Origin of the sequence: Bacillus sp. N3378-2at (genome assembly GCF_033412715.1) — a bacterium.
GTDB lineage: Bacteria > Bacillota > Bacilli > Bacillales > Bacillaceae > Bacillus > Bacillus subtilis.
On the sequence record NZ_CP117986.1, the window covers coordinates 3,173,508 to 3,194,994 of the forward strand.

The window sequence follows — 21,487 nt, forward strand, 5'->3', positions numbered from 1 at the left end:
CGGCTGAACTGCAGATTATGACTCAGCCTGACTAACTCCTTATATCTTTGTGATCAATATCCCGTTTTATATATTTTCTCTCATCAGAATGGGTATCAAATTCACTCTATCCACCGTATTTGCAGTCACAGCGCTGCCTCTTTTTCGGCGCTTGCCGGAGTGCTGAGCGGGTTCGGCCTGCCGCTTATGTTGTCACTCGGCGTTGCCAATAGTCTTGCTTTATTTCTGCAGAAACGATGCGGATGAATTCCGTGACAGTTAGTTTTCTCTAAACCTCTCCTCCTTTGGCGGAGAGGTTTTTTGCTTACAAGGTTTATCGATTAGAAAAAAGAGGTAATACAGAGGTAATTGAATCAGATTGGAGAGAATCAGGATGCTGAAAAGGAGACTGGAATTTTTCTTTTTATATATGATGCTCATCGGGGCATATGTCATTTGGTTTTTTCCGGTTTCCAGGCTTGAGTTTTACGGAGGATTGCTTTGCTATATAAGCATTATTTTGTTCAGCATCTATTCATTAATTCTTGAAAACCGCACCTCGCAGCACACGCTGCTATGGATCCATATTCTTGTCTTTTTTCCAATCGTCGGCTACGTGTTTTATCTGTTTTCGGGACAGCTTTATGTAAAGGGAAAGCTGTTTAAGACAAAACGAATGTACAACAGGGAAAAGCTCAGGAAGCTGTTTGACAAGGAGGAAACGCCCGAAGTAACAGGGCTGAAGGACAATCAAGAGAGGTTCTTTACCTATTCCATCAAGGCTGCCCATATGAATATCAATACGAAAAGCAACATCAAAGTGCTGAAAAACGGCGAAGAAACCTTCCCGGACATTTTCAAAGCGATGAGAAAAGCTGAATCTTACATACATATTGAATACTACATGTTTAAATCAGACATGCTCGGACGCGGCATGATGGACATTATGATGGAGAAAGCGCGCCAGGGTGTCGAGGTGAGGTTTTTATACGATGCGGCAGGAAGCATGAAGCTGGCAAGAAGAGATATTATGAGAATGAAACAAGCGGGGGTGGACATCGTCCCGTTTTCTCCGCTGAAATACGGGTTTTTCAACCAGAAGCTGAATTTCAGAAATCACCGGAAAATCGTGATCATCGATGGGAAAACCGGTTTTGTGGGCGGATTAAATGTTGGGAAGGAATATATCAGCAGAGATCCGTACATCGGATTTTGGAGAGATACACACCTGCGGCTTGAGGGGGAAATTGTGCAAACGCTCCACGCTATCTTTATGCTGGATTGGGAATATGTCTCCAATGAAGTGCTAATTGATCAAGAGGAGTACAATACCCCGGTTCCCGTGGAAGGAGGAGGCATTTATCAAATTGTCGCAACAGGCCCTGACATGAAGGAAAGCATGAGCGACCTTTATTATGAAATGATTTCTTCAGCGCAGAAATCAATATGGATCGCCACGCCCTATTTTGTCCCCAATGAATCCATTCGCACGGCGCTAAAAGCAGCGGCGACAAAGGGGGTAGAGGTAAGGGTTATGGTGCCGGAGAAGAACGACAGCTTTTTGACCCAATACGCGTCGAGGTCCTATTTCCCGGAGCTGCTCCTTGAGGGCATTGAAGTGTACTCCTACCAAAAAGGCTTCATGCATCAAAAAGTCATGATCATTGATGGCGATCTCGCCTCCGTCGGTACCGCGAATATGGACATGCGCAGCTTTCAGCTCAACTTTGAAGTGAATGTGTTCTTCACGGATGCCGAAGCGATCCGAACCCTTGAGGTCCATTTTGAAGAGGATATGCAGGAAAGTGAAAAGCTCAGCCCTGTCGGCTTTTATAAAAGAGGCGTGGCTGACCGGACAAAAGAGTCATTTGCCCGCCTGTTTTCAAGTGTTCTGTAAGAAAAAAGAAATCTGATCTTTCAAAACAGCCCGTGTATAGTATAATTGAGAAATATTATCAGTTATTTATACATTGGGGGAAGATAGGGTGCTGCGGCAATTTTTTTCATATTATAAACCATATAAAACGTTGTTCTTTCTCGACTTTTTCTCAGCGATCGCGGGAGGTTTAATGGAGCTGAGTTTTCCTTTGATTGTCAATTATTTTATTGATACCTTGCTGCCGGGCAGGGACTGGGGGCTGATCATCGCGACCTCAATCGGGTTATTTGCGGTGTACGCGCTCAGCTCTTCAGTATATCGTGACCTACTGGGGACACATGCTTGGTATCAATATTGAGACTGATATGAGAAAGTCGCTTTTTGACCATTTGCAAAAGCTCTCGTTCAAATTTTACGACAACAACAAGACGGGAACGCTGATGTCGAAGCTCACGAACGATTTAATGTATATCGGTGAAGTCGCCCATCACGGTCCGGAAGACTTATTCATTGCGGTCATGACCATTCTAGGGGCGTTCGGAGTGATGCTGTTTATTAACTGGCAGCTTGCTTTATTAACGTTTATCATTATGCCGATCGTCATTTGGCTAGCGCTTTATTTCAACAAAAAAATGACCAAAGCATTTACCACGCTGAACAAGGATATCGGAGACTTCAGCGCGCGTGTAGAAAATAACATCGGCGGCATCCGGCTTGTGCAGGCGTTCGGAAATGAAGCATTTGAAAAAGAACGCTTCGCCGTCAACAACCAGCGTTTCCGTGCAACAAAGCTTTCTTCCTACAAAATCATGGCGAAAAACGGGTCAATCAGCTATATGCTGACACGGTTTGTCACGCTGTTTGTTCTTTTGTGCGGGACGTGGTTTGTCATTCGCGGCTCCTTATCGTACGGGGAATTTGTGGCGTTTGTGCTCCTGACGAATGTGCTGTTCAGGCCTATTGACAAAATTAATGCCATTATCGAAATGTATCCGAGGGGGATCGCCGGTTTCAAAAGCTATATGGAGCTCATGGAGACAGAGCCGGACATTCAGGATTCACCTGATGCGAGAGATGTTTCCGGCCTGAAGGGCAATATCCGCTATAAACATGTTTCGTTTGGCTATGATGGCCATCACAATGTCCTCAATGACATCAACCTATCCATTCAAGCGGGGGAAACGGTGGCGTTCGTCGGTCCGTCAGGTGCGGGGAAATCAACGCTTTGCAGTCTGCTTCCGCGTTTTTATGAAGCATCGGAGGGCGACATTACGATTGACGGCATCAGTATAAAAGACATGACGCTTTCTTCGTTGCGCGGGCAGATTGGCGTTGTGCAGCAGGACGTTTTCTTATTCTCGGGCACGCTTAGAGAAAATATCGCCTACGGCCGACTAGGCGCATCAGAAGAAGACATTTGGCAAGCTGTGAAGCAGGCGCATCTGGAAGAGCTCGTCCATAACATGCCCGATGGGTTGGATACTATGATTGGCGAACGTGGCGTGAAGCTTTCCGGCGGGCAAAAACAGCGTCTGTCAATTGCAAGGATGTTCTTGAAAAATCCGTCGATCTTGATTCTCGACGAAGCCACCTCAGCCCTTGATACAGAGACGGAAGCGGCGATCCAAAAGGCGCTTCAAGAGTTGTCTGAGGGGCGCACGACGCTTGTCATCGCCCACAGGCTGGCGACGATCAAAGACGCGGACAGAATTGTAGTTGTCACAAACAACGGTATTGAAGAACAAGGCCGTCATCAAGACCTGATCGAAGCCGGAGGCCTATACAGCAGGCTGCATCAAGTGCAATTCGGGCAAATTGTGCAGCGATAGGAGGAGAACATGGAAAGAAAAACTGTGCTGTACATTGCTGTTTCATTGGATGGGATGATCGCAAAAGAAGATGGAAGCATCGATTGGCTGGATGAATTTGAAGGTGAAGGTGACAACGGCTACAGTGATTTTTATCAGACTGTTGATACAGTCATTCTAGGGCGGGGCACATATGAGCACGTTAAAGTGCTAACACCGGTTTTCCCATATCAGGATAAAACCTGCTATGTTTTTACAGGATCGCCCGACAGTTATCAAGATGAACATGTGACGTTTATCAATGAGGGAGCCAGAGCCTTCACTGCCCGTTTGAAACAGGAAAAAGGCTCAAACATCTGGATAGCTGGCGGGGCAGAGCTTGTGAATGACTTTATGAAAGAAGATGCCATCGACGAATTCATCATCACTGTTATTCCCGTCGTTTTAGGAAGCGGCATCCCGCTGTTTCACGAACTAACAAATGAAACAAAACTGCGGTTAAAAGGGACAAAACAATTTGGACAAGCGGTTCAGCTCCATTATGTAAGAGCATAAGAAAAAGGATAGACAGATGTCTATCCTTTTTTGTATGTAAGTTAGAGCGCTTCTCTCTCAGCAGGCTCGATGAGATTTTGGAATTTTTCAATGAGCTGTGATGCTTTTGTTCCTTCAACTACGATCAAATATTCCTTTTCATTATGAGCCATGCGGAATGTTTCAAGCTCAATTAAGCTTTTGATTTTGCACATCGTTTTCTTTGAATAAATATAAACCTCGTGGCTTCCGGAATGGCACATTTTATAAAGATGAATCAAATTTCTTAAAGTAAAGGCCTGTGCGGCTACTTTCAGAGACTTGATATTTTTAATGATCTTTCTCCTCCATCGATTGTTGTCTTATATAGCCTAAGTTCCCAAAGCTGACAAGTCGTAAACCTATTTTTGCACATTTATGATTTCCATTGCAGCGCACCGCCCCCGAGGCGTTTGACACCGCGGATGGAGCTTAATTCATCCATCAAGCGGAGAAGCGCCTTGTCTTTCTGCTTTGCTTCAATCATGAAATCAATATTCGTTCCCCATTGCCTAAAGCGTTCCAACAGCGGCAGCAAAAAGTTGGCGTCAACATAATCGGCATGGCTGCGTATCGCTTGTTCCGATTTTGGGGAAGACAAGTGAACCTTTGGCTGAAGGCCGATCCGCTCCCACGTTTTGATCATGCGGGGCAGTGCTACATTCAGGTCGGCGTGATCGTCTGGATTGGCGTAAAAATGATGAAAGTCAAAGACAAACGGAACATCCTCCTGCTCACAGACCTGAAGCGTTTCTTCCGTTGTATATGTTTTATCATCATTTTCAAGTGTCATCCGCTCTTTGATCTCCTGCGGCAGCTGTTTTATATTTTGATGAAATTGTGCAGTGGCGGTGTCTTTATTTCCGTAAGCGCCGCCAATATGAATGTTGATAACGGAGCGATCAGCAATGCCCATGGCTTCAAGCATGCGGTAGTGATACGCCATATCGGTTACCGCATTTTTTGTGACGGATTCCTTCGGGCTCGTAAACAGAGTGAATTGATTTGGATGAAAGCTTGTTCGCAGTTGATGGGTTTTAACAAGCTCTCCAATCTCCCGAAACTCTTTTTGAAACGGTGTTACAAAATCCCACATCACGTCGGGATGCGTAGCCAGCGGCACAATCGAACTGGAAAAACGGTACAAAGGGATGCCGTGTCCGATGATATAGTGAAGGGTTCTCATCGTATTGTGCAAATTGGCTTTTGTCACAGTCAGAAGCGCTTCTTTTCTTTCAGTCTTTGAAAGCTTTGAATAACGCGCGAATGTCAATGTTTTAGCGGGAGACGCATCCCAAAGGCTCATCGCATTTGAAACGAACCCGAATCTGAAAATCATAGGAACTCTCCTTTATAAGAAATAAGATAATGCCCTGCCGAGCCATTCCGCCGGGCGCTGCCTGAATGTGCGCTTGCTGAAATCCTCCATCGTCAGCCGCTCCGACTTTTTCATATCCTCCTCAATCGTGGCATAGACTTCACTTGTAAACGCTTCGTCATCAATTTCGACATTCACCTCTTCATTTAAAAACAGGCTTCGTTTATCGAAGTTGGCTGTTCCGATAATGCTGAGATGGTCGTCTATGATGAGGGCTTTTACATGATAAAATCCTTGATAATAACGATAAATAAGACAGCCGGCATCCAAGAGCTCCGAATAATACGTAAAAGCTGCTTCTCGTACCAGCGGATGGTCTGATTTCATCGGTACAATGATTCTCACGGATACGCCGTTTTTTCTTGCGTTAATAAGGGCCTCTTGAAGCGGTTTTGATGGAATGTAATAAGGCGTGCAAACCGTAAGGCGATTCTTCGCTTGTGCAATGTTGGCCAAGTATATGTTTTCAAGGGAATAACCGTCGGTCGCATATATCTTGTGAGAAATAGCCCCTTGCTGAAGCTTTGGCCAAACATCCGAACCCAGTTCGATTCCGGTATTTCGTTTTAGATCAGAAGCAAAAAGCGTTTGAAGATCATGTACGCCTTCTCCCATCATGCGCAGATGATAATCCTCCCAATTGCCGAACTTCGCCTTCTTTCCAAGATATTCTTCGGCGATGTTAAACCCGCCGATATAACCGATTTTTCCGTCTATCACCGTAATCTTCCGGTGATTCCGTTTTTGCATGTGAAAAAAGAAAAAAGGAAAACGGGGACGATTCATCACATGGACATGGACGCCGGCATTTTTCATCGTCTGCAGCGCCGTTTTTTTAATTGCCCGGCAGCCCGCCCAATCCAGAAGCAAATAAACGGATACGCCAGCTTGGGCTTTTGTTTTCAGCAAGGTATACATATTGTGGCTGACCTCATCATTTTTCATAATAAAAAACATCATGTGAACAGAAGAGGCGGCCTGGCGAATATCCTTCATCATCCGCTCAACGAGATCAGCGCCGCAGTGGATCAATTCGATGTCACTCTTCTTTTTTGAAAAAACAGGCTCGTACGCCTTTTTTCTGTATCCGGCACGGCCCATGAAGATATCAAGCAGAATCAAGGCAAAGAAAATAACGACAATGATCATAATCACGATAAATACTTTCATACCGGCACTCCTTTCCGTAGTAAAGGTAGTGTGCCCGAACAGCAGGAATTTAATTATTGACTGAACACTCATTCATTATTTATCATAAAGATAATCTTATACAGATTCGGGGGTAGAGGATCGCGGTCTTTATCAGTAAAAAGGGGGAATTGGAATGAGCGGCTTTCTCATCGCAAATACATTATTATTTCTGATTGTAACCGCTTACGCTGTCTATTTGTTTGTGTATTTGGTCAAAACGAGACTGGCCTACATCAAGCTCGGCCAGAAAGAACAATTTGATCAACGGTTCAAGGAACGGCTTCACGACATATGGGTGAATGTATTCGGACAGAAAAAACTGCTCAAGGACAAGAAAAGCGGAATCATTCACGTCATGTTTTTCTACGGATTTATATTGGTTCAGTTCGGAGCAATTGACTTTATCATTAAAGGACTGGCTCCCGGCCGGAATCTGCCGCTTGGCCCGGTCTATCCCGCCTTCACCTTTTTTCAGGAAATTGTTACGTTTCTCATTTTAATTGCTGTTGGGTGGGCATTCTACAGACGTTACATCGAAAAGCTCGTGAGGCTGAAACGCGGTTTCAAAGCCGGACTCGTTCTCATTTTTATCGGAGGTTTAATGCTGACCGTTCTGCTTGGGAACGGGATGAATCTGATTTGGCATGAGCATGGGCTTTCTTGGAGCGAGCCAATTGCCTCAGGTATTGCGTTTATGCTTAGCGGAGTCGGGAAAACAGGTGCGGCGGTGATTTTCTATATCGCATGGTGGATCCATCTTCTGTTCTTGCTTAGCTTTTTAGTGTACGTGCCTCAGTCTAAGCATGCCCATTTAATCGCCGGCCCGGCAAACGTCTTTTTCAATAGAATGGAATCTGCCGGAAAACTTGAAAAAATTGATTTTACCGACGAAACGAAAGAAAGCTACGGAGCGGGAAAAATTGAGGATTTCAGGCAGTCTCAGCTGCTTGATCTGTACGCGTGTGTCGAGTGCGGCCGCTGTACCAATATGTGCCCTGCAACAGGCACCGGAAAAATGCTGTCTCCGATGGACTTGATTTTACGTCTCAGAGACCATCTCACGGAAAAAGGCGCTGCCGTCACCTCGCGCTCCCCATGGGTGCCCGCAGCAGCGTTTCGGCATACGAGAGGCAATCAGCTGGCTGCGGCGTCAGCGGGCAGCGGATCGCAGGAAGCCGCAGCGGCGCTTGATTACAATCCAAGCTTGATCGGCGACGTCATCACAGAGGAAGAAATTTGGGCATGCACCACTTGCCGAAACTGTGAGGATCAATGCCCGGTCATGAATGAGCACGTGGATAAAATCATCGACCTCCGCCGCTACCTCGTACTGACAGAAGGAAAAATGGACAGTGACGCCCAGCGCGCAATGACAAGTATTGAGCGGCAGGGGAATCCGTGGGGACTCAACCGCAAGGAACGTGAAAATTGGCGTGATGAGGCGCCGGATGCTGAGATTCCGACTGTAAAAGAAATGAAAAAAGAAGGAAAAGAATTTGAGTACCTTTTCTGGGTAGGCTCCATGGGGTCTTACGACAACAGAAGCCAGAAAATCGCAATTTCCTTTGCCAAGCTGCTCAATCACGCGGGCGTGTCCTTCGCGATCCTCGGCAATAAAGAAAAAAATTCAGGAGACACGCCGCGCCGCCTCGGAAATGAATTTTTGTTCCAAGAGCTGGCTGAGAAGAATATTTCTGAATTTGAAAAAAATGATGTCAAAAAAATCGTTACGATCGATCCCCATGCATACAATTTATTTAAAAACGAATATCCGGATTTCGGATTTGAAGGCGAGGTTTATCATCATACAGAAGTGCTGGCCGAGCTTGTGAAAAACGGAAAATTAAAGCCGCAGCACCCGCTTCATGAGACGATTACCTTCCATGATTCATGCTATTTGGGCCGGTACAATGAAGTCTATGATCCGCCGAGAGAGATTTTGAAAGGCATTCCGGGCGTGCAGCTTGTTGAAATGGAGAGAAACCGGGAAACCGGCATGTGCTGCGGAGCTGGCGGGGGATTAATGTGGATGGAGGAAGAAACAGGCAACAGGATTAACGTCGCCAGGACAGAGCAAGCGCTCGCAGTCAACCCATCGGTGATCAGTTCCGGCTGTCCGTACTGTCTCACAATGCTTGGGGACGGCACAAAGGCGAAGGAAGCTGAAGACCAAGTCAAAACGTACGACGTCGTCGAGCTTCTGGCTCAATCCGTTTTAGGCGCTGATCTGAAAATGGGGGAGAAGCAATGAATTTTTCATTATCAGAAGAACACCAGATGATACGAAAATTGGTGCGCGATTTTGCGAAGCATGAGGTGGCCCCGACAGCGGCAGAACGGGACGAACAAGAACGCTTCGATCGCGAGCTGTTTCGGGAAATGGCTAATCTGGGGCTGACGGGAATTCCATGGCCTGAAGATTACGGCGGAATCGGAAGTGACTATTTGGCCTACGTCATCGCGGTGGAGGAGCTGTCAAAAGTGTGCGCCTCCACCGGAGTGACGCTTTCAGCCCATATCTCTCTTTGCAGCTGGCCGCTGTTTGCCTTTGGGACGGAGGAACAGAAGACAGAGTACTTAACACAACTGGCCCTCGGAGAGAAAATCGGCGCATTCGCATTGACCGAAGCACGGTCTGGATCTGACGCCGGCAGCATGAAAACAACTGCTGAACGAATCGGCGATGACTATGTGTTAAATGGTTCCAAAGTGTTTATCACAAACGGCGGCGTTGCTGATATTTACATTGTTTTTGCCGTCACCGATCCCGAGAAAAAGAAAAAAGGCATTACCGCTTTTATAGTAGAAAAGGATTTTGAAGGATTTTTTACAGGCAAGAAAGAAAAGAAGCTGGGCATCCGTTCTTCACCGACAACGGAAATCATGTTCGAAGATTGTGTAGTGCCCGCATCAAAGCGTCTCGGACAAGAAGGAGAAGGCTTCAAAATCGCGATGAAGACGCTTGACGGAGGCAGAAACGGCATAGCTGCACAAGCCGTAGGCATCGCCCAAGGAGCGCTTGATGCGGCGCTTCAATATGCAAAAGAGCGAAAGCAATTCGGAAAATCGATCGGCGAGCAGCAGGGCATCGCTTTTAAACTCGCGGATATGGCGACAATGATAGAAGCTTCAAGGCTATTGACCTATCAGGCTGCGTGGTTAGAATCATCGGGCCTTCCATATGGAAAAGCTTCCGCTATGTCCAAACTGATGGCTGGGGATACGGCGATGAAGGTAACGACCGAAGCCGTGCAGATTTTCGGCGGCTACGGCTATACAAAAGATTATCCGGTAGAACGCTATATGCGTGATGCAAAAATCACGCAAATCTATGAAGGCACTCAAGAAATTCAAAGACTGGTCATCTCCAGAATGCTCGCGGATTAACGGAAAACATCTCTCAGTCGGATCACTCTTGTAAAATTATTTAAATTAACGCTGTTAAGGGTAGCATATTCTGTTTTATTTTGTTTATAATGAGAGGTATGGTTTGTATAAGAACGATACAAAATCGCTTTCATTATTGATAAAACAGATACATATAAGTAATAGAAAGGGAGTGTCCGACCTTGGGTATCAAACAATATTCACAGGAAGAGCTAAAGGAAATGGCTTTAGTTGAAATCGCTCACGAATTATTTGAAGAACATAAAAAACCAGTTCCTTTTCAGGAGCTTTTAAATGAAATCGCATCTTTGCTCGGCGTGAAAAAAGAAGAGCTTGGAGACCGCATCGCTCAATTTTATACAGATTTAAACATTGACGGCCGCTTCCTGGCGCTATCTGACCAGACGTGGGGGCTTCGCAGCTGGTATCCGTATGATCAGCTTGATGAAGAAACTCAGCCGACAGTCAAGGCGAAAAAGAAAAAAGCGAAGAAAGCAGTCGAAGAAGATCTTGATCTTGACGAGTTTGAAGAGATCGACGAAGACGACCTTGATTTGGATGAAGTTGAGGAAGAACTCGATCTTGAAGCCGACGATTTTGACGATGAAGATCTTGACGAAGACGACGACGATCTTGAGATCGAAGAAGATATTGTTGATGAAGATGATGAAGAAGAGGAAATTAAATAGTATCAGATTTCATCTTCAAAACGATCTTGACTTTCATAGTCGAACTATGTAGTATGTATTTTGGGCTCTTCAAAAACGAAGAGAGAACATAGTACGTTATGCTCCCTTTCAAGAAATTGAAAGGGAGCTTTCTTATTTTCACCCTTCATTTTTCTTATAAATCATTTAAAAGGCTAAATGATTTTTTATAAAATAGTACATTTTAAAAATGTAGCTAAGAGCGAAGAGAGGAGCAAAAGAAATGACGAAATATATTTTTGTAACCGGGGGAGTTGTATCCTCACTTGGAAAGGGTATTGTAGCAGCTTCATTAGGGCGTTTGCTGAAAAACCGCGGACTGAACGTGACGATTCAAAAATTCGATCCATACATCAACGTTGACCCGGGAACAATGAGCCCGTACCAGCACGGTGAAGTATTCGTAACGGATGACGGCGCTGAAACAGACTTGGACCTTGGTCACTATGAGCGTTTTATCGACATTAACCTGAATAAATTCAGCAACGTGACAACAGGTAAAATCTATTCAACAGTTCTTAAAAAAGAACGCCGCGGAGATTACCTTGGAGGAACCGTACAGGTCATTCCGCACATCACAAACGAATTGAAAGACCGTGTTTACCGCGCAGGGAAAGAGACAAACGCAGATGTTGTCATTACAGAAATCGGCGGTACTGTCGGAGACATCGAATCACTGCCATTCCTTGAAGCGATCCGCCAAATGAAGAGCGACATCGGCCGTGAAAACGTAATGTACATCCACTGTACGCTCGTACCTTACATTAAAGCTGCTGGCGAATTAAAAACAAAACCGACACAGCACAGCGTAAAAGAATTGCGCAGCTTGGGCATTCAGCCAAACATCATCGTCGTTCGTACAGAAATGCCGATTTCTCAAGATATGAAAGATAAAATCGCGCTTTTCTGCGACATCGATACAAAAGCGGTTATTGAATGTGAAGATGCGGACAACCTTTACTCCATTCCGCTGGAGCTTCAAAAACAAGGGCTTGATAAGCTTGTTTGCGAGCACATGAAATTGGCATGCAAAGAAGCGGAAATGTCCGAGTGGAAAGAGCTTGTTAACAAAGTCAGCAACCTGTCTCAAACGATTACAATCGGCCTTGTCGGCAAATACGTTGAGCTTCCTGACGCATACATTTCTGTTGTCGAGTCTCTCCGCCATGCGGGCTATGCGTTTGACACAGATGTAAAAGTGAAGTGGATCAACGCGGAAGAAGTGACAGAAAACAATATCGCAGAACTCACAAGCGGAACAGACGGCATCATTGTGCCGGGCGGATTCGGAGACCGCGGTGTTGAAGGCAAAATCGTCGCGACAAAATACGCGCGCGAAAACAACATTCCGTTCTTGGGTATTTGCTTGGGCATGCAGGTGGCGTCTATTGAATACGCACGAAACGTATTGGGCTTAAAAGGCGCTCACTCAGCGGAAATTGATCCGTCAACTCAATACCCGATCATTGATCTTCTTCCTGAACAAAAGGATGTGGAGGATCTCGGGGGAACGCTTCGTCTCGGCCTTTACCCTTGTAAGCTTGAAGAAGGCACGAAAGCCTTTGAAGTGTATCAGGATGAAGTGGTGTACGAGCGCCACCGCCACCGCTATGAGTTTAACAATGAATTCAGACAGCAAATGGAAGAGCAAGGCTTCGTATTCTCAGGCACAAGCCCTGATGGACGCCTTGTTGAAATCATCGAGCTGAAAGACCATCCTTGGTTCGTGGCTTCTCAGTTCCATCCAGAGTTCAAGTCAAGACCGACAAGACCTCAGCCTCTATTCAAAGGCTTTATCGGAGCGTCTGTCGAAGCTGCAAATCAGAAGTAATAAAAAAGACTTGCCGTTTGTCAAAAGCGGGCAAGTCTTTTTTATTTGTTTCCGGCAAGTTCCAGCATGTACAATAAGATATTATGCATACTCTTGCAGAATTTCTTTTAGTGTAAACGATAAAGCGTGATAGACATACAGTGCTGTCATTAAAGAGGGAAACCCGTAACGGGTGCCGTCTTCATCGGGAACAAGCGGCATTTTTAATTTAGAATCAATATGCACATCACAATACTGTTCTATTCCCGCACTGTCTTTGGCTGCGGGCGATACGCATACGACTCCCGCACCTTTTTCATAAAGCTCTTTTGCGAGCGCCTGTTCTTCGGCTGTGCCCGTCCCTGAACAAAACATCAGCACCCTGTCGCTTTCTGTCACTTCCTCAGCGCTTTCTGGAAAGGCTTTGACAGATGGGAAGGGTTCTTTGCTTTCGGTGGCCTCAAAAAAGACGCCCTGAAGCTCATTCGCTCCGTATAAATAAATGGAATGCCCGCTGATCACCGCTTGAGCAAGCAGCCGCGCCCCATCTTCAATCGCGTCAGATTCCTTATCCTGAATGCGGGAAAAAATACCTGTTAACTGCGTCGTGAATATTTTCAACATAAGTGAATCCTCCTTTATAACGTACAATATCAGTATACAACAAAAGAGAAAATGCTCAGAAAATATCGTAAAGTAGACTATTATAATTAAAGGAAATAGGAAAATCAAACAGAATACATACAATACTGCTTACTTTTGACGAAAATCATAATATTGGGGTGTAAAATGATCACTAGTGTCGCATTAAAATAATTCAACGATTTATAAAAAACTAAATTTTCAGTAATTTTATCTTTGCATAAAAAAAGCCTTTATAATGGTAGGGCGGTAATAAACCATCCAAATCCAAAATAAAGGACAATAAGCATGGATAAGTTTACACGAAAAACATCATTTGAACAATGGTTTTCACCGATTTTCTCCACAAAACTCGAGGAATTGGTTGAAAGCTATCAATTAAATTACTATACAAAGAAGCTACATATTGCGTCATTCTTGAAATTGTTCGTATTCGCTCAGCTCAATGAAACCGAGAGTCTGCGTGCAGTCAGTGAGACATTATTTTCTGACGAGCTTCAAAAAGCGACGCATTTAGAAGCGATTAGCTTTTCGCAGCTCGGACGCCGATTAAATCAAGTGCCGACTGAAGTGTTCCAACAGGTATTTTTGGATTTAGTTGCCCAAATTCACGAGAAATCACATTATGAGCAGCGCCGAGAAACGACAACACCACTGAAAATTATCGACTCGAGTACGTTGCCATTGAACTTGAAAAACCATAAGTGGGCTGAATTCCGTAAAACAAAGTCGGGCATCAAGCTTCATTTACGTCTTGTTTACGCAGAAAAAGGCTGTTCCTATCCAGATAAAGCGGTGCTGACAAACGCGAAAGAACATGATCGTGGTCAGCTGGAAGTACTCGTTGACGACAAAGAATGCATGTACGTCTTTGACCGGGGTTACTTGGATTATGAACGATTTGACCGCATGACAGACGATGGGTATTTCTTTGTGTCACGCTTACGAAAAAACGCTGTCATTCGTGTAATCGAGCCATTTAAACTGCCTGAAGACTCGCTTGTGTTTTCAGATGAAATGGTTTTGATTGGTACACCACAAAACCGTGCAGAAAACGCTTTTCGCCTCATCAAAGTGCTCGATTCAAAAGGAAACGAACTGCATCTGATCACAAATCGATTTGATTTAAGCGCTGACGAAATCGCTGAGTTATATAAGTCGCGCTGGGCAATCGAGCTATTTTTTAAATGGCTGAAGCAGCACCTGAACATCAAAAAGTTCTACGCGCAGAGCGAACAAGGCGTACATAATCAAGTGTATATCGCAATGATTGTATATTGCCTAAATGTACTGGCACAGCTGAACACGAACAGTTCAAGGACGTACTTACAAATTAGTCGCTTACTCAAAGCGGCACCATGGAAATCCGCTCATTTATGGCTACGAAAAATCGTAGGGAAAACCGTGCCCTAAAGAATTTCACAGGTCTGTTGCACTCGTCAAAGATTATAGTAAAAAAATGGATGTTAACTACCTCTATTCAAATGTCTTTGTTTTTCTTCTCATGAGCAAAAACAAGAAAGCAGAAAATTCAGTCAAAATTTATGCAACACTAGTGTAAAATGATGAATGAAAAAATTTTAATCGTTGATGATCAATACGGCATTCGTATTTTGCTAAATGAAGTGTTCAATAAAGAAGGCTACCAGACGTTTCAGGCTGCGAACGGCCTGCAGGCGCTTGACATTGTGACAAAAGAACGGCCCGACCTTGTGCTTTTGGACATGAAAATTCCCGGCATGGACGGAATCGAAATCTTAAAACGGATGAAGGTCATTGACGAAAACATCCGGGTCATTATCATGACGGCATACGGAGAGCTCGACATGATCCAAGAATCGAAGGAATTGGGCGCCCTGACGCACTTTGCCAAGCCGTTTGACATCGACGAAATCAGAGACGCCGTCAAAAAATATCTGCCCCTGAAGTCTAACTGACAAAAAGAAGAAACAAATGAATCATGTCATTATGTTGCCGATTTGTCGAAAAGTTGGTATCCTAGTTATGGAGAAAAAGCGATCTGAGTATTTACATATGACAGCAATATATGGGTCATGCTAGGGTGGAAAGCTTTTTTCGCTAGAAGACAATCAGGCTACATAAGGAGGACATTCGACATGCCTTTAGTTTCTATGACGGAAATGTTGAATACAGCTAAAGAAAAAGGGTACGCTGTAGGACAATTTAACTTAAACAACCTTGAGTTTACTCAAGCGATTTTACAAGCAGCTGAAGAAGAAAAATCTCCAGTGATCCTTGGTGTTTCCGAAGGTGCGGGACGCTACATGGGCGGCTTCAAAACAGTCGTTGCTATGGTAAAAGCACTTATGGAAGAGTACAAAGTGACAGTTCCTGTTGCGATTCACTTAGACCACGGTTCAAGCTTTGAATCTTGTGCGAAAGCGATTCATGCAGGTTTCACATCTGTAATGATCGACGCTTCTCACCATCCATTTGAAGAAAACGTAGCAACAACTGCTAAAGTTGTTGAGCTTGCTCATTTCCACGGAGTATCTGTAGAAGCTGAGCTTGGAACAGTAGGCGGACAAGAAGATGACGTTATCGCTGAAGGCGTAATTTACGCTGATCCTAAAGAGTGCCAAGAGCTTGTTGAGCGCACTGGCATCGACTGCCTTGCACCTGCATTAGGTTCTGTTCACGGCCCTTACAAAGGTGAGCCAAACCTTGGCTTCAAAGAAATGGAAGAGATCGGAAAATCAACTGGTCTTCCGCTAGTTCTTCACGGCGGTACTGGAATTCCGACTGCTGACATCAAAAAATCAATTTCACTTGGTACAGCTAAAATCAACGTGAATACTGAAAACCAAATTTCTTCTGCAAAAGCTGTTCGCGAAACATTGGCAGCTAAGCCTGACGAGTACGATCCACGTAAATACCTTGGACCAGCTCGTGAAGCGATCAAAGAAACAGTTATCGGTAAAATGCGTGAATTTGGTTCTTCAAACCAAGCTTAATTCAATTGGAACTTTTTATAGCCGCCTGACAGCTTGACAGGCGGTTTTCCGTCTATCTTTAGAAAGCGCAATCATATTCGCAGTTCAGAAAATTTCTTAATCAGGGAGGCTTTTTGAAAATGTTATTCTTTGTTGATACAGCCAATATCGATGAAATTAGAGAAGCGAATGAATTAGGAATTCTCGCCGGTGTAACGACGAATCCTAGTTTAGTAGCAAAGGAAGCTAACGTATCATTCCACGACCGTCTTCGCGAGATCACAGACGTCGTGAAAGGGTCTGTAAGCGCAGAGGTTATTTCTTTGAAAGCTGAGGAAATGATCGAGGAAGGAAAAGAACTGGCGAAGATCGCTCCGAACATTACGGTGAAAATCCCAATGACGTCTGACGGTTTAAAAGCGGTAAGAGCACTTACTGACTTAGGCATCAAAACAAACGTTACATTGATCTTCAATGCCAACCAGGCGCTTCTTGCTGCCAGAGCGGGGGCAACATATGTATCTCCATTCCTGGGACGTTTAGATGACATCGGCCACAACGGGCTTGACCTGATTTCAGAAGTTAAACAGATTTTTGATATTCACGGCCTTGACACACAAATCATTGCAGCGTCCATCCGCCACCCGCAGCACGTGACAGAAGCCGCTCTTAGAGGGGCTCATATCGGCACAATGCCGCTGAAAGTCATTCATGCGCTCACTAAACACCCGTTAACAGACAAAGGAATCGAACAATTCCTGGCAGACTGGAACAAATAATGAAAGGGGCGGCAAACAGCTTTATGCTGTTTGCCGCTGCCTTTGTATTTCACCGACCTGATACAGCGGATCTTCAGATGCTGACGCCGCTTTACAGAGAAGGAATCATTGGGCTGCAGAAGCTGATATCGGAATGAAGGGTATGCGTACTGCTTTTGCCGGATGACGACGATGTCTCTCGAGCCGGCGGGTCTCTGTGCATCTTTTGAAACCTGTACTCCCCAAAGCTTCGCTATTTTCTTCCTGATATTTTACAATGTGTTGTATTCTTTCTCTTCGAATTGGCTAGATTTTGGACATGAGCTTTATTTGCAGAGACAGAATAAAATGACATTTTATTTAGCTCCGCAGCTATCTTCTTATGGAAGGAGACTATCATGGAAAAGTTGAATATTGCCGGCGGTGACTCGTTAAACGGTACAGTACATATCAGCGGCGCTAAAAACAGCGCTGTTGCGTTAATACCTGCAACCATTTTGGCAAATTCCGAGGTGACAATTGAAGGGCTTCCAGAGATTTCAGATATTGAAACGCTGCGTGACCTGTTAAAGGAAATCGGCGGCAACGTGCATTTTGAGAATGGGGAAATGGTTGTTGACCCTACGTCGATGATCAGCATGCCGCTTCCTAACGGGAAAGTAAAAAAGCTTCGCGCGTCATATTATTTAATGGGGGCGATGCTCGGCCGCTTCAAGCAGGCGGTCATTGGATTGCCTGGCGGCTGTCACTTAGGGCCCCGTCCGATTGATCAGCATATCAAAGGCTTTGAAGCACTCGGAGCTGAAGTAACCAATGAACAAGGCGCCATTTATTTGCGAGCTGAAAGGCTGAGAGGCGCACGGATTTATTTAGATGTCGTTAGCGTTGGGGCAACGATTAACATTATGCTCGCCGCTGTTTTGGCAGAAGGGAAAACGATCATCGAAAACGCTGCCAAGGAGCCTGAGATCATTGACGTCGCGACATTGCTTACCAGCATGGGCGCCAAAATCAAAGGTGCGGGCACCAATGTGATTCGAATCGACGGCGTGAAGGAACTGCACGGCTGCAAGCATACGATCATTCCGGACAGAATTGAGGCCGGGACATTTATGATTGCAGGGGCTGCAATGGGCAAGGAAGTCATTATCGATAACGTCATTCCCACTCATCTAGAGTCGTTAACGGCAAAGCTGAGAGAAATGGGCTATCATATCGAAACAAGCGACGACCAGCTTCTCATTGTCGGCGGGCAGAAGAACTTAAAGCCGGTTGACGTCAAAACCCTCGTATACCCGGGGTTTCCGACTGATTTACAGCAGCCGATGACGGCGCTCCTGACAAGGGCGAAAGGGACGAGTGTCGTCACAGACACCATCTACTCGGCAAGATTCAAGCACATTGATGAGCTGAGACGAATGGGCGCCAATATGAAAGTAGAAGGCAGATCTGCCATCATCACAGGTCCTGTCGAGCTTCAAGGCGCAAAAGTGAAGGCGAGTGATCTGCGTGCCGGAGCCTGCTTGGTGGTAGCCGGACTGATGGCTGATGGCGTCACGGAAATTACGGGACTGGAGCATATTGACCGCGGATACAGCAGCCTTGAGAAGAAGCTTGAGGGGCTTGGAGCGACAATTTGGCGTGAAAGAATGACTGACGAAGAAATAGAACAGCTTCAAAATTCATAATGGTTTCTTGTGAGAGGAGATCGTGTTGAAATGGAAAGAAGTTTATCAATGGAATTGGTACGTGTGACCGAAGCTGCGGCATTGGCATCAGCAAGATGGATGGGCCGGGGAAAAAAAGATGAGGCTGATGAAGCGGCAACAAGTGCAATGAGAGACGTTTTTGATACAGTGCCGATGAAAGGGACCGTTGTAATCGGTGAAGGGGAAATGGACGAAGCGCCGATGCTGTATATCGGGGAAAAACTCGGAAACGGGTACGGCCCTCGCGTTGATGTCGCAGTTGACCCTCTTGAAGGCACAAACATCTTAGCAAGCGGCGGCTGGAACGCGCTGACGGTGATCGCTGTCGCAGACCACGGCACTCTGCTGAATGCTCCTGACATGTATATGCAAAAAATCGCAGTCGGTCCGGAAGCGGTGGGCTGCATTGACATCGAAGCACCTGTCATTGACAACCTTAAAGCGGTGGCAAAAGCGAAAAACAAGGACGTTGAGGACGTCGTTGCCACAATTTTAAACCGTGAAAGACACGAAAAAATCATTTCCGAGCTTCGTGAGGCCGGCGCCAGAATCAAATTGATCAATGACGGCGATGTCGCAGGCGCCATCAACACGGCTTTCGACCACACGGGCGTTGATATCCTGTTCGGATCAGGCGGCGCTCCCGAGGGTGTGCTTTCCGCTGTTGCGCTAAAAGCACTCGGAGGAGAAATCATTGGTAAACTTCTTCCGCAAAGCGAAGAAGAAATCACTCGCTGTCACAAAATGGGCCTTGATTTAAGCAAAGTCCTTCGCATGGAAGACCTTGTGAAGGGTGATGACGCGATTTTTGCAGCTACAGGGGTTACTGACGGCGAGCTGTTAAAAGGAGTTCAATTCAAAGGCTCTGTCGGTACAACTGAAAGCTTAGTTATCCGCGCAAAATCGGGCACTGTTCGTTTCGTTGATGGCAGACACAGCTTGAAAAAGAAACCAAATCTTGTAATCCGTCCATAACAAACAGAAAAAGCGGGTGTGAGCCCGCTTTAACTTTTGCAGAAAAGCGTCAACTCTATCAATTCCGTGTCAAAACCTTATTTCAGTTGAATAATTTTTTGAAATAAGGTAAAAATAAAGAGTGCTGCGAATTTTTCTGCGTAATACCTTCTTTTAAGCACTAGGAAAGTTTCAATTTCTACCGCATACAGACGATATAAGTATTGATCTTCTCATGTTTTTGTCCTCGCTTCCTTCAAAACTCATTAAGACAATCCTTTTAACAAAAGCGCCGATCATGGGTGGAAGTGTTACCGATAGAAGTTCCTTTATGTTAAAAAAAGAATGTGCTTTGGCGGATGTTGTGCAAAAGCAGCAGATGACATGTTCAGAGTAAGATATTGACTATGAAAAGCGTGGTGTTTTTATGAAAGACGTATCTATTTCCTCTTTGGAAAATATGAAATTGAAAGAGCTTTATGAACTTGCAAGACATTATAAAATCTCCTATTACAGCAAACTGACAAAAAAAGAACTCATTTTCGCCATTCTGAAAGCGAATGCAGAACAGGAAGATCTGCTGTTTATGGAAGGCGTTCTTGAGATCATCCAGTCTGAAGGTTTCGGCTTCCTGAGACCGATCAACTACTCTCCAAGCTCAGAAGACATTTACATCTCAGCTTCACAAATCCGCCGTTTCGATTTGCGGAACGGAGACAAAGTATCTGGCAAGGTTCGCCCGCCAAAAGAAAATGAGCGTTACTATGGACTTTTGCACGTTGAAGCAGTAAACGGGGATGATCCCGAATCTGCAAAAGAGCGTGTGCATTTCCCGGCTCTTACGCCCCTTTATCCGGATCGTCAAATGGTGCTTGAAACAAAGCCGAACTTCTTGTCTACAAGAATTATGGACATGATGGCGCCGGTTGGATTTGGGCAGCGCGGATTGATTGTTGCGCCGCCGAAAGCCGGAAAAACGATGCTGCTGAAGGAAATTGCCAACAGCATTACAGCGAACCAGCCTGAAGCAGAGCTGATCGTGCTTTTAATTGACGAAAGACCTGAGGAAGTAACCGATATCGAGCGCTCTGTAGCTGGGGATGTCGTCAGCTCAACGTTTGATGAAGTGCCGGAAAACCATATCAAAGTGGCCGAGCTTGTGCTTGAACGTGCGATGCGTCTCGTGGAACACAAAAAAGACGTCATTATCCTGATGGACAGCATCACACGGCTTGCCCGCGCCTACAACTTAGTGATTCCGCCAAGTGGAAGAACGCTTTCCGGGGGGATTGACCCAGCGGCGTTCCACCGTCCGAAACGCTTCTTTGGGGCTGCGAGAAATATCGAAGAGGGCGGCAGCTTAACCATCCTTGCTACGGCTCTGGTTGATACAGGTTCACGTATGGATGATGTCATTTATGAAGAATTCAAGGGAACAGGCAACATGGAACTCCATCTTGACCGCTCTCTTGCCGAGCGCCGCATCTTCCCTGCCATCGATATCCGCCGTTCAGGAACGCGCAAAGAAGAACTGCTTGTGCCTAAAGAGCATCTTGATCGTTTATGGTCTATCCGCAAAACGATGTCTGATTCACCTGATTTCGCAGAAAAGTTCATGAGAAAAATGAAAAAAACCAAAACAAACCAGGAATTTTTCGATATTCTCAATCAAGAATGGAAACAGGCAAATCTATCATCTGCAAGAAGGTAAATTGTATTTGCAAAAGAAGTAAATCACTGATATAATTTTCTCATATG

The 21,487-nt window shown here is 45.2% G+C and carries 19 protein-coding genes and 2 pseudogenes; 17 read left to right on the plus strand and 4 right to left on the minus strand.

Annotated features, from left to right (window positions below):
• Positions 1-46: 46 nt before the first annotated feature.
• The 4 genes and pseudogenes from PUN35_RS16970 to PUN35_RS16985 form a co-directional block, all read left to right on the plus strand.
• Positions 47-243 (plus strand): annotated as a pseudogene (locus tag PUN35_RS16970) (YitT family protein); the annotation flags it as partial.
• A gap of 130 nt (positions 244-373) precedes the next feature.
• The gene (gene cls, locus PUN35_RS16975) at positions 374-1,876 is read left to right on the plus strand and encodes a cardiolipin synthase (RefSeq protein WP_014481209.1); all 1,503 of its coding nucleotides are present in this window, start codon (positions 374-376) and stop codon (positions 1,874-1,876) included.
• Positions 1,877-1,964: 88 nt separating this feature from the next.
• Positions 1,965-3,687, plus strand: a pseudogene (locus tag PUN35_RS16980) (ABC transporter ATP-binding protein).
• A 9-nt stretch (positions 3,688-3,696) separates the two neighbouring features.
• A complete protein-coding gene (locus PUN35_RS16985) occupies positions 3,697-4,221 on the plus strand; it encodes a dihydrofolate reductase family protein (RefSeq protein WP_014481206.1) in 525 nt (174 codons plus the stop codon).
• Between the two features lie 41 nt (positions 4,222-4,262).
• Here PUN35_RS16985 and PUN35_RS16990 read toward each other — a convergent pair whose 3' ends face one another.
• The 3 genes from PUN35_RS16990 to cls (PUN35_RS17000) all read right to left on the minus strand — a co-directional run bounded on the left by PUN35_RS16990 (position 4,263) and on the right by cls (PUN35_RS17000) (position 6,787).
• Positions 4,263-4,535: a hypothetical protein gene (locus PUN35_RS16990; protein ID WP_003227597.1), complete on the minus strand. Its 273-nt coding sequence runs from the start codon at positions 4,533-4,535 to the stop codon at positions 4,263-4,265.
• Between the two features lie 80 nt (positions 4,536-4,615).
• Positions 4,616-5,578 (minus strand): UV DNA damage repair endonuclease UvsE, encoded by a 963-nt coding sequence (uvsE, locus tag PUN35_RS16995; RefSeq protein ID WP_014481204.1) that lies wholly within the window; start codon positions 5,576-5,578, stop codon positions 4,616-4,618.
• A 12-nt stretch (positions 5,579-5,590) separates the two neighbouring features.
• On the minus strand, positions 5,591-6,787 hold the full coding sequence (gene cls / locus PUN35_RS17000) for a cardiolipin synthase (RefSeq protein ID WP_014481203.1): 1,197 nt from the start codon (positions 6,785-6,787) through the stop codon (positions 5,591-5,593).
• A gap of 154 nt (positions 6,788-6,941) precedes the next feature.
• Between cls (PUN35_RS17000) and PUN35_RS17005 the strand changes: the two genes are divergently transcribed.
• From PUN35_RS17005 to pyrG, 4 genes are all read left to right on the plus strand, one after another.
• Complete coding sequence (locus PUN35_RS17005) at positions 6,942-9,059, plus strand: heterodisulfide reductase-related iron-sulfur binding cluster (RefSeq protein ID WP_014481202.1); 2,118 nt, start codon at positions 6,942-6,944, stop codon at positions 9,057-9,059.
• The gene (acdA, locus tag PUN35_RS17010; protein ID WP_014481201.1) at positions 9,056-10,195 is read left to right on the plus strand and encodes an acyl-CoA dehydrogenase AcdA; all 1,140 of its coding nucleotides are present in this window, start codon (positions 9,056-9,058) and stop codon (positions 10,193-10,195) included. The genes PUN35_RS17005 and acdA overlap by 4 nt, the downstream gene beginning before the upstream one ends.
• Positions 10,196-10,377: 182 nt before the next feature.
• Positions 10,378-10,884, plus strand: coding sequence for a DNA-directed RNA polymerase subunit delta (gene rpoE, locus PUN35_RS17015; RefSeq protein ID WP_014481200.1), 507 nt, complete (start codon positions 10,378-10,380; stop codon positions 10,882-10,884).
• 241 nt (positions 10,885-11,125) lie between these two features.
• Positions 11,126-12,733 carry a glutamine hydrolyzing CTP synthase gene (gene pyrG, locus PUN35_RS17020; protein WP_003227612.1) on the plus strand — a complete coding sequence of 536 codons (1,608 nt, stop codon included), beginning with the start codon at positions 11,126-11,128 and terminating at the stop codon, positions 12,731-12,733.
• An 81-nt stretch (positions 12,734-12,814) separates the two neighbouring features.
• Here the strand turns inward: pyrG and PUN35_RS17025 are convergent, their stop codons facing one another.
• Positions 12,815-13,336, minus strand: coding sequence for a DUF2529 domain-containing protein (locus PUN35_RS17025; protein WP_014481199.1), 522 nt, complete (start codon positions 13,334-13,336; stop codon positions 12,815-12,817).
• Positions 13,337-13,642: 306 nt separating this feature from the next.
• On the opposite strand from PUN35_RS17025, the gene PUN35_RS17030 reads away from it, so the two are divergent.
• The 9 genes from PUN35_RS17030 to rho all read left to right on the plus strand — a co-directional run bounded on the left by PUN35_RS17030 (position 13,643) and on the right by rho (position 21,440).
• A complete protein-coding gene (locus PUN35_RS17030; RefSeq protein ID WP_031601042.1) occupies positions 13,643-14,767 on the plus strand; it encodes an IS4-like element IS4Bsu1 family transposase in 1,125 nt (374 codons plus the stop codon).
• Positions 14,768-14,916: 149 nt separating this feature from the next.
• A complete protein-coding gene (spo0F, locus tag PUN35_RS17035; protein WP_003227621.1) occupies positions 14,917-15,291 on the plus strand; it encodes a sporulation initiation phosphotransferase Spo0F in 375 nt (124 codons plus the stop codon).
• Between the two features lie 180 nt (positions 15,292-15,471).
• Positions 15,472-16,329 (plus strand): class II fructose-bisphosphate aldolase, encoded by an 858-nt coding sequence (locus PUN35_RS17040; RefSeq protein WP_003243339.1) that lies wholly within the window; start codon positions 15,472-15,474, stop codon positions 16,327-16,329.
• Between the two features lie 119 nt (positions 16,330-16,448).
• On the plus strand, positions 16,449-17,087 hold the full coding sequence (fsa, locus tag PUN35_RS17045) for a fructose-6-phosphate aldolase (RefSeq protein WP_003227626.1): 639 nt from the start codon (positions 16,449-16,451) through the stop codon (positions 17,085-17,087).
• Positions 17,087-17,224 (plus strand): hypothetical protein, encoded by a 138-nt coding sequence (locus PUN35_RS17050; RefSeq protein WP_014481198.1) that lies wholly within the window; start codon positions 17,087-17,089, stop codon positions 17,222-17,224. Before fsa ends, PUN35_RS17050 begins: the two co-directional genes overlap by 1 nt.
• Before the next feature lie 240 nt (positions 17,225-17,464).
• On the plus strand, positions 17,465-18,754 hold the full coding sequence (locus tag PUN35_RS17055; RefSeq protein ID WP_003227628.1) for a UDP-N-acetylglucosamine 1-carboxyvinyltransferase: 1,290 nt from the start codon (positions 17,465-17,467) through the stop codon (positions 18,752-18,754).
• A gap of 30 nt (positions 18,755-18,784) precedes the next feature.
• Positions 18,785-19,750 (plus strand): class II fructose-bisphosphatase, encoded by a 966-nt coding sequence (gene glpX / locus PUN35_RS17060; RefSeq protein ID WP_014481197.1) that lies wholly within the window; start codon positions 18,785-18,787, stop codon positions 19,748-19,750.
• A 214-nt stretch (positions 19,751-19,964) separates the two neighbouring features.
• Positions 19,965-20,126, plus strand: coding sequence for a hypothetical protein (locus tag PUN35_RS17065; protein WP_003227632.1), 162 nt, complete (start codon positions 19,965-19,967; stop codon positions 20,124-20,126).
• Between the two features lie 30 nt (positions 20,127-20,156).
• Positions 20,157-21,440 (plus strand): transcription termination factor Rho, encoded by a 1,284-nt coding sequence (gene rho / locus PUN35_RS17070; RefSeq protein ID WP_003221939.1) that lies wholly within the window; start codon positions 20,157-20,159, stop codon positions 21,438-21,440.
• The last annotated feature ends 47 nt before the right edge of the window (positions 21,441-21,487 follow it).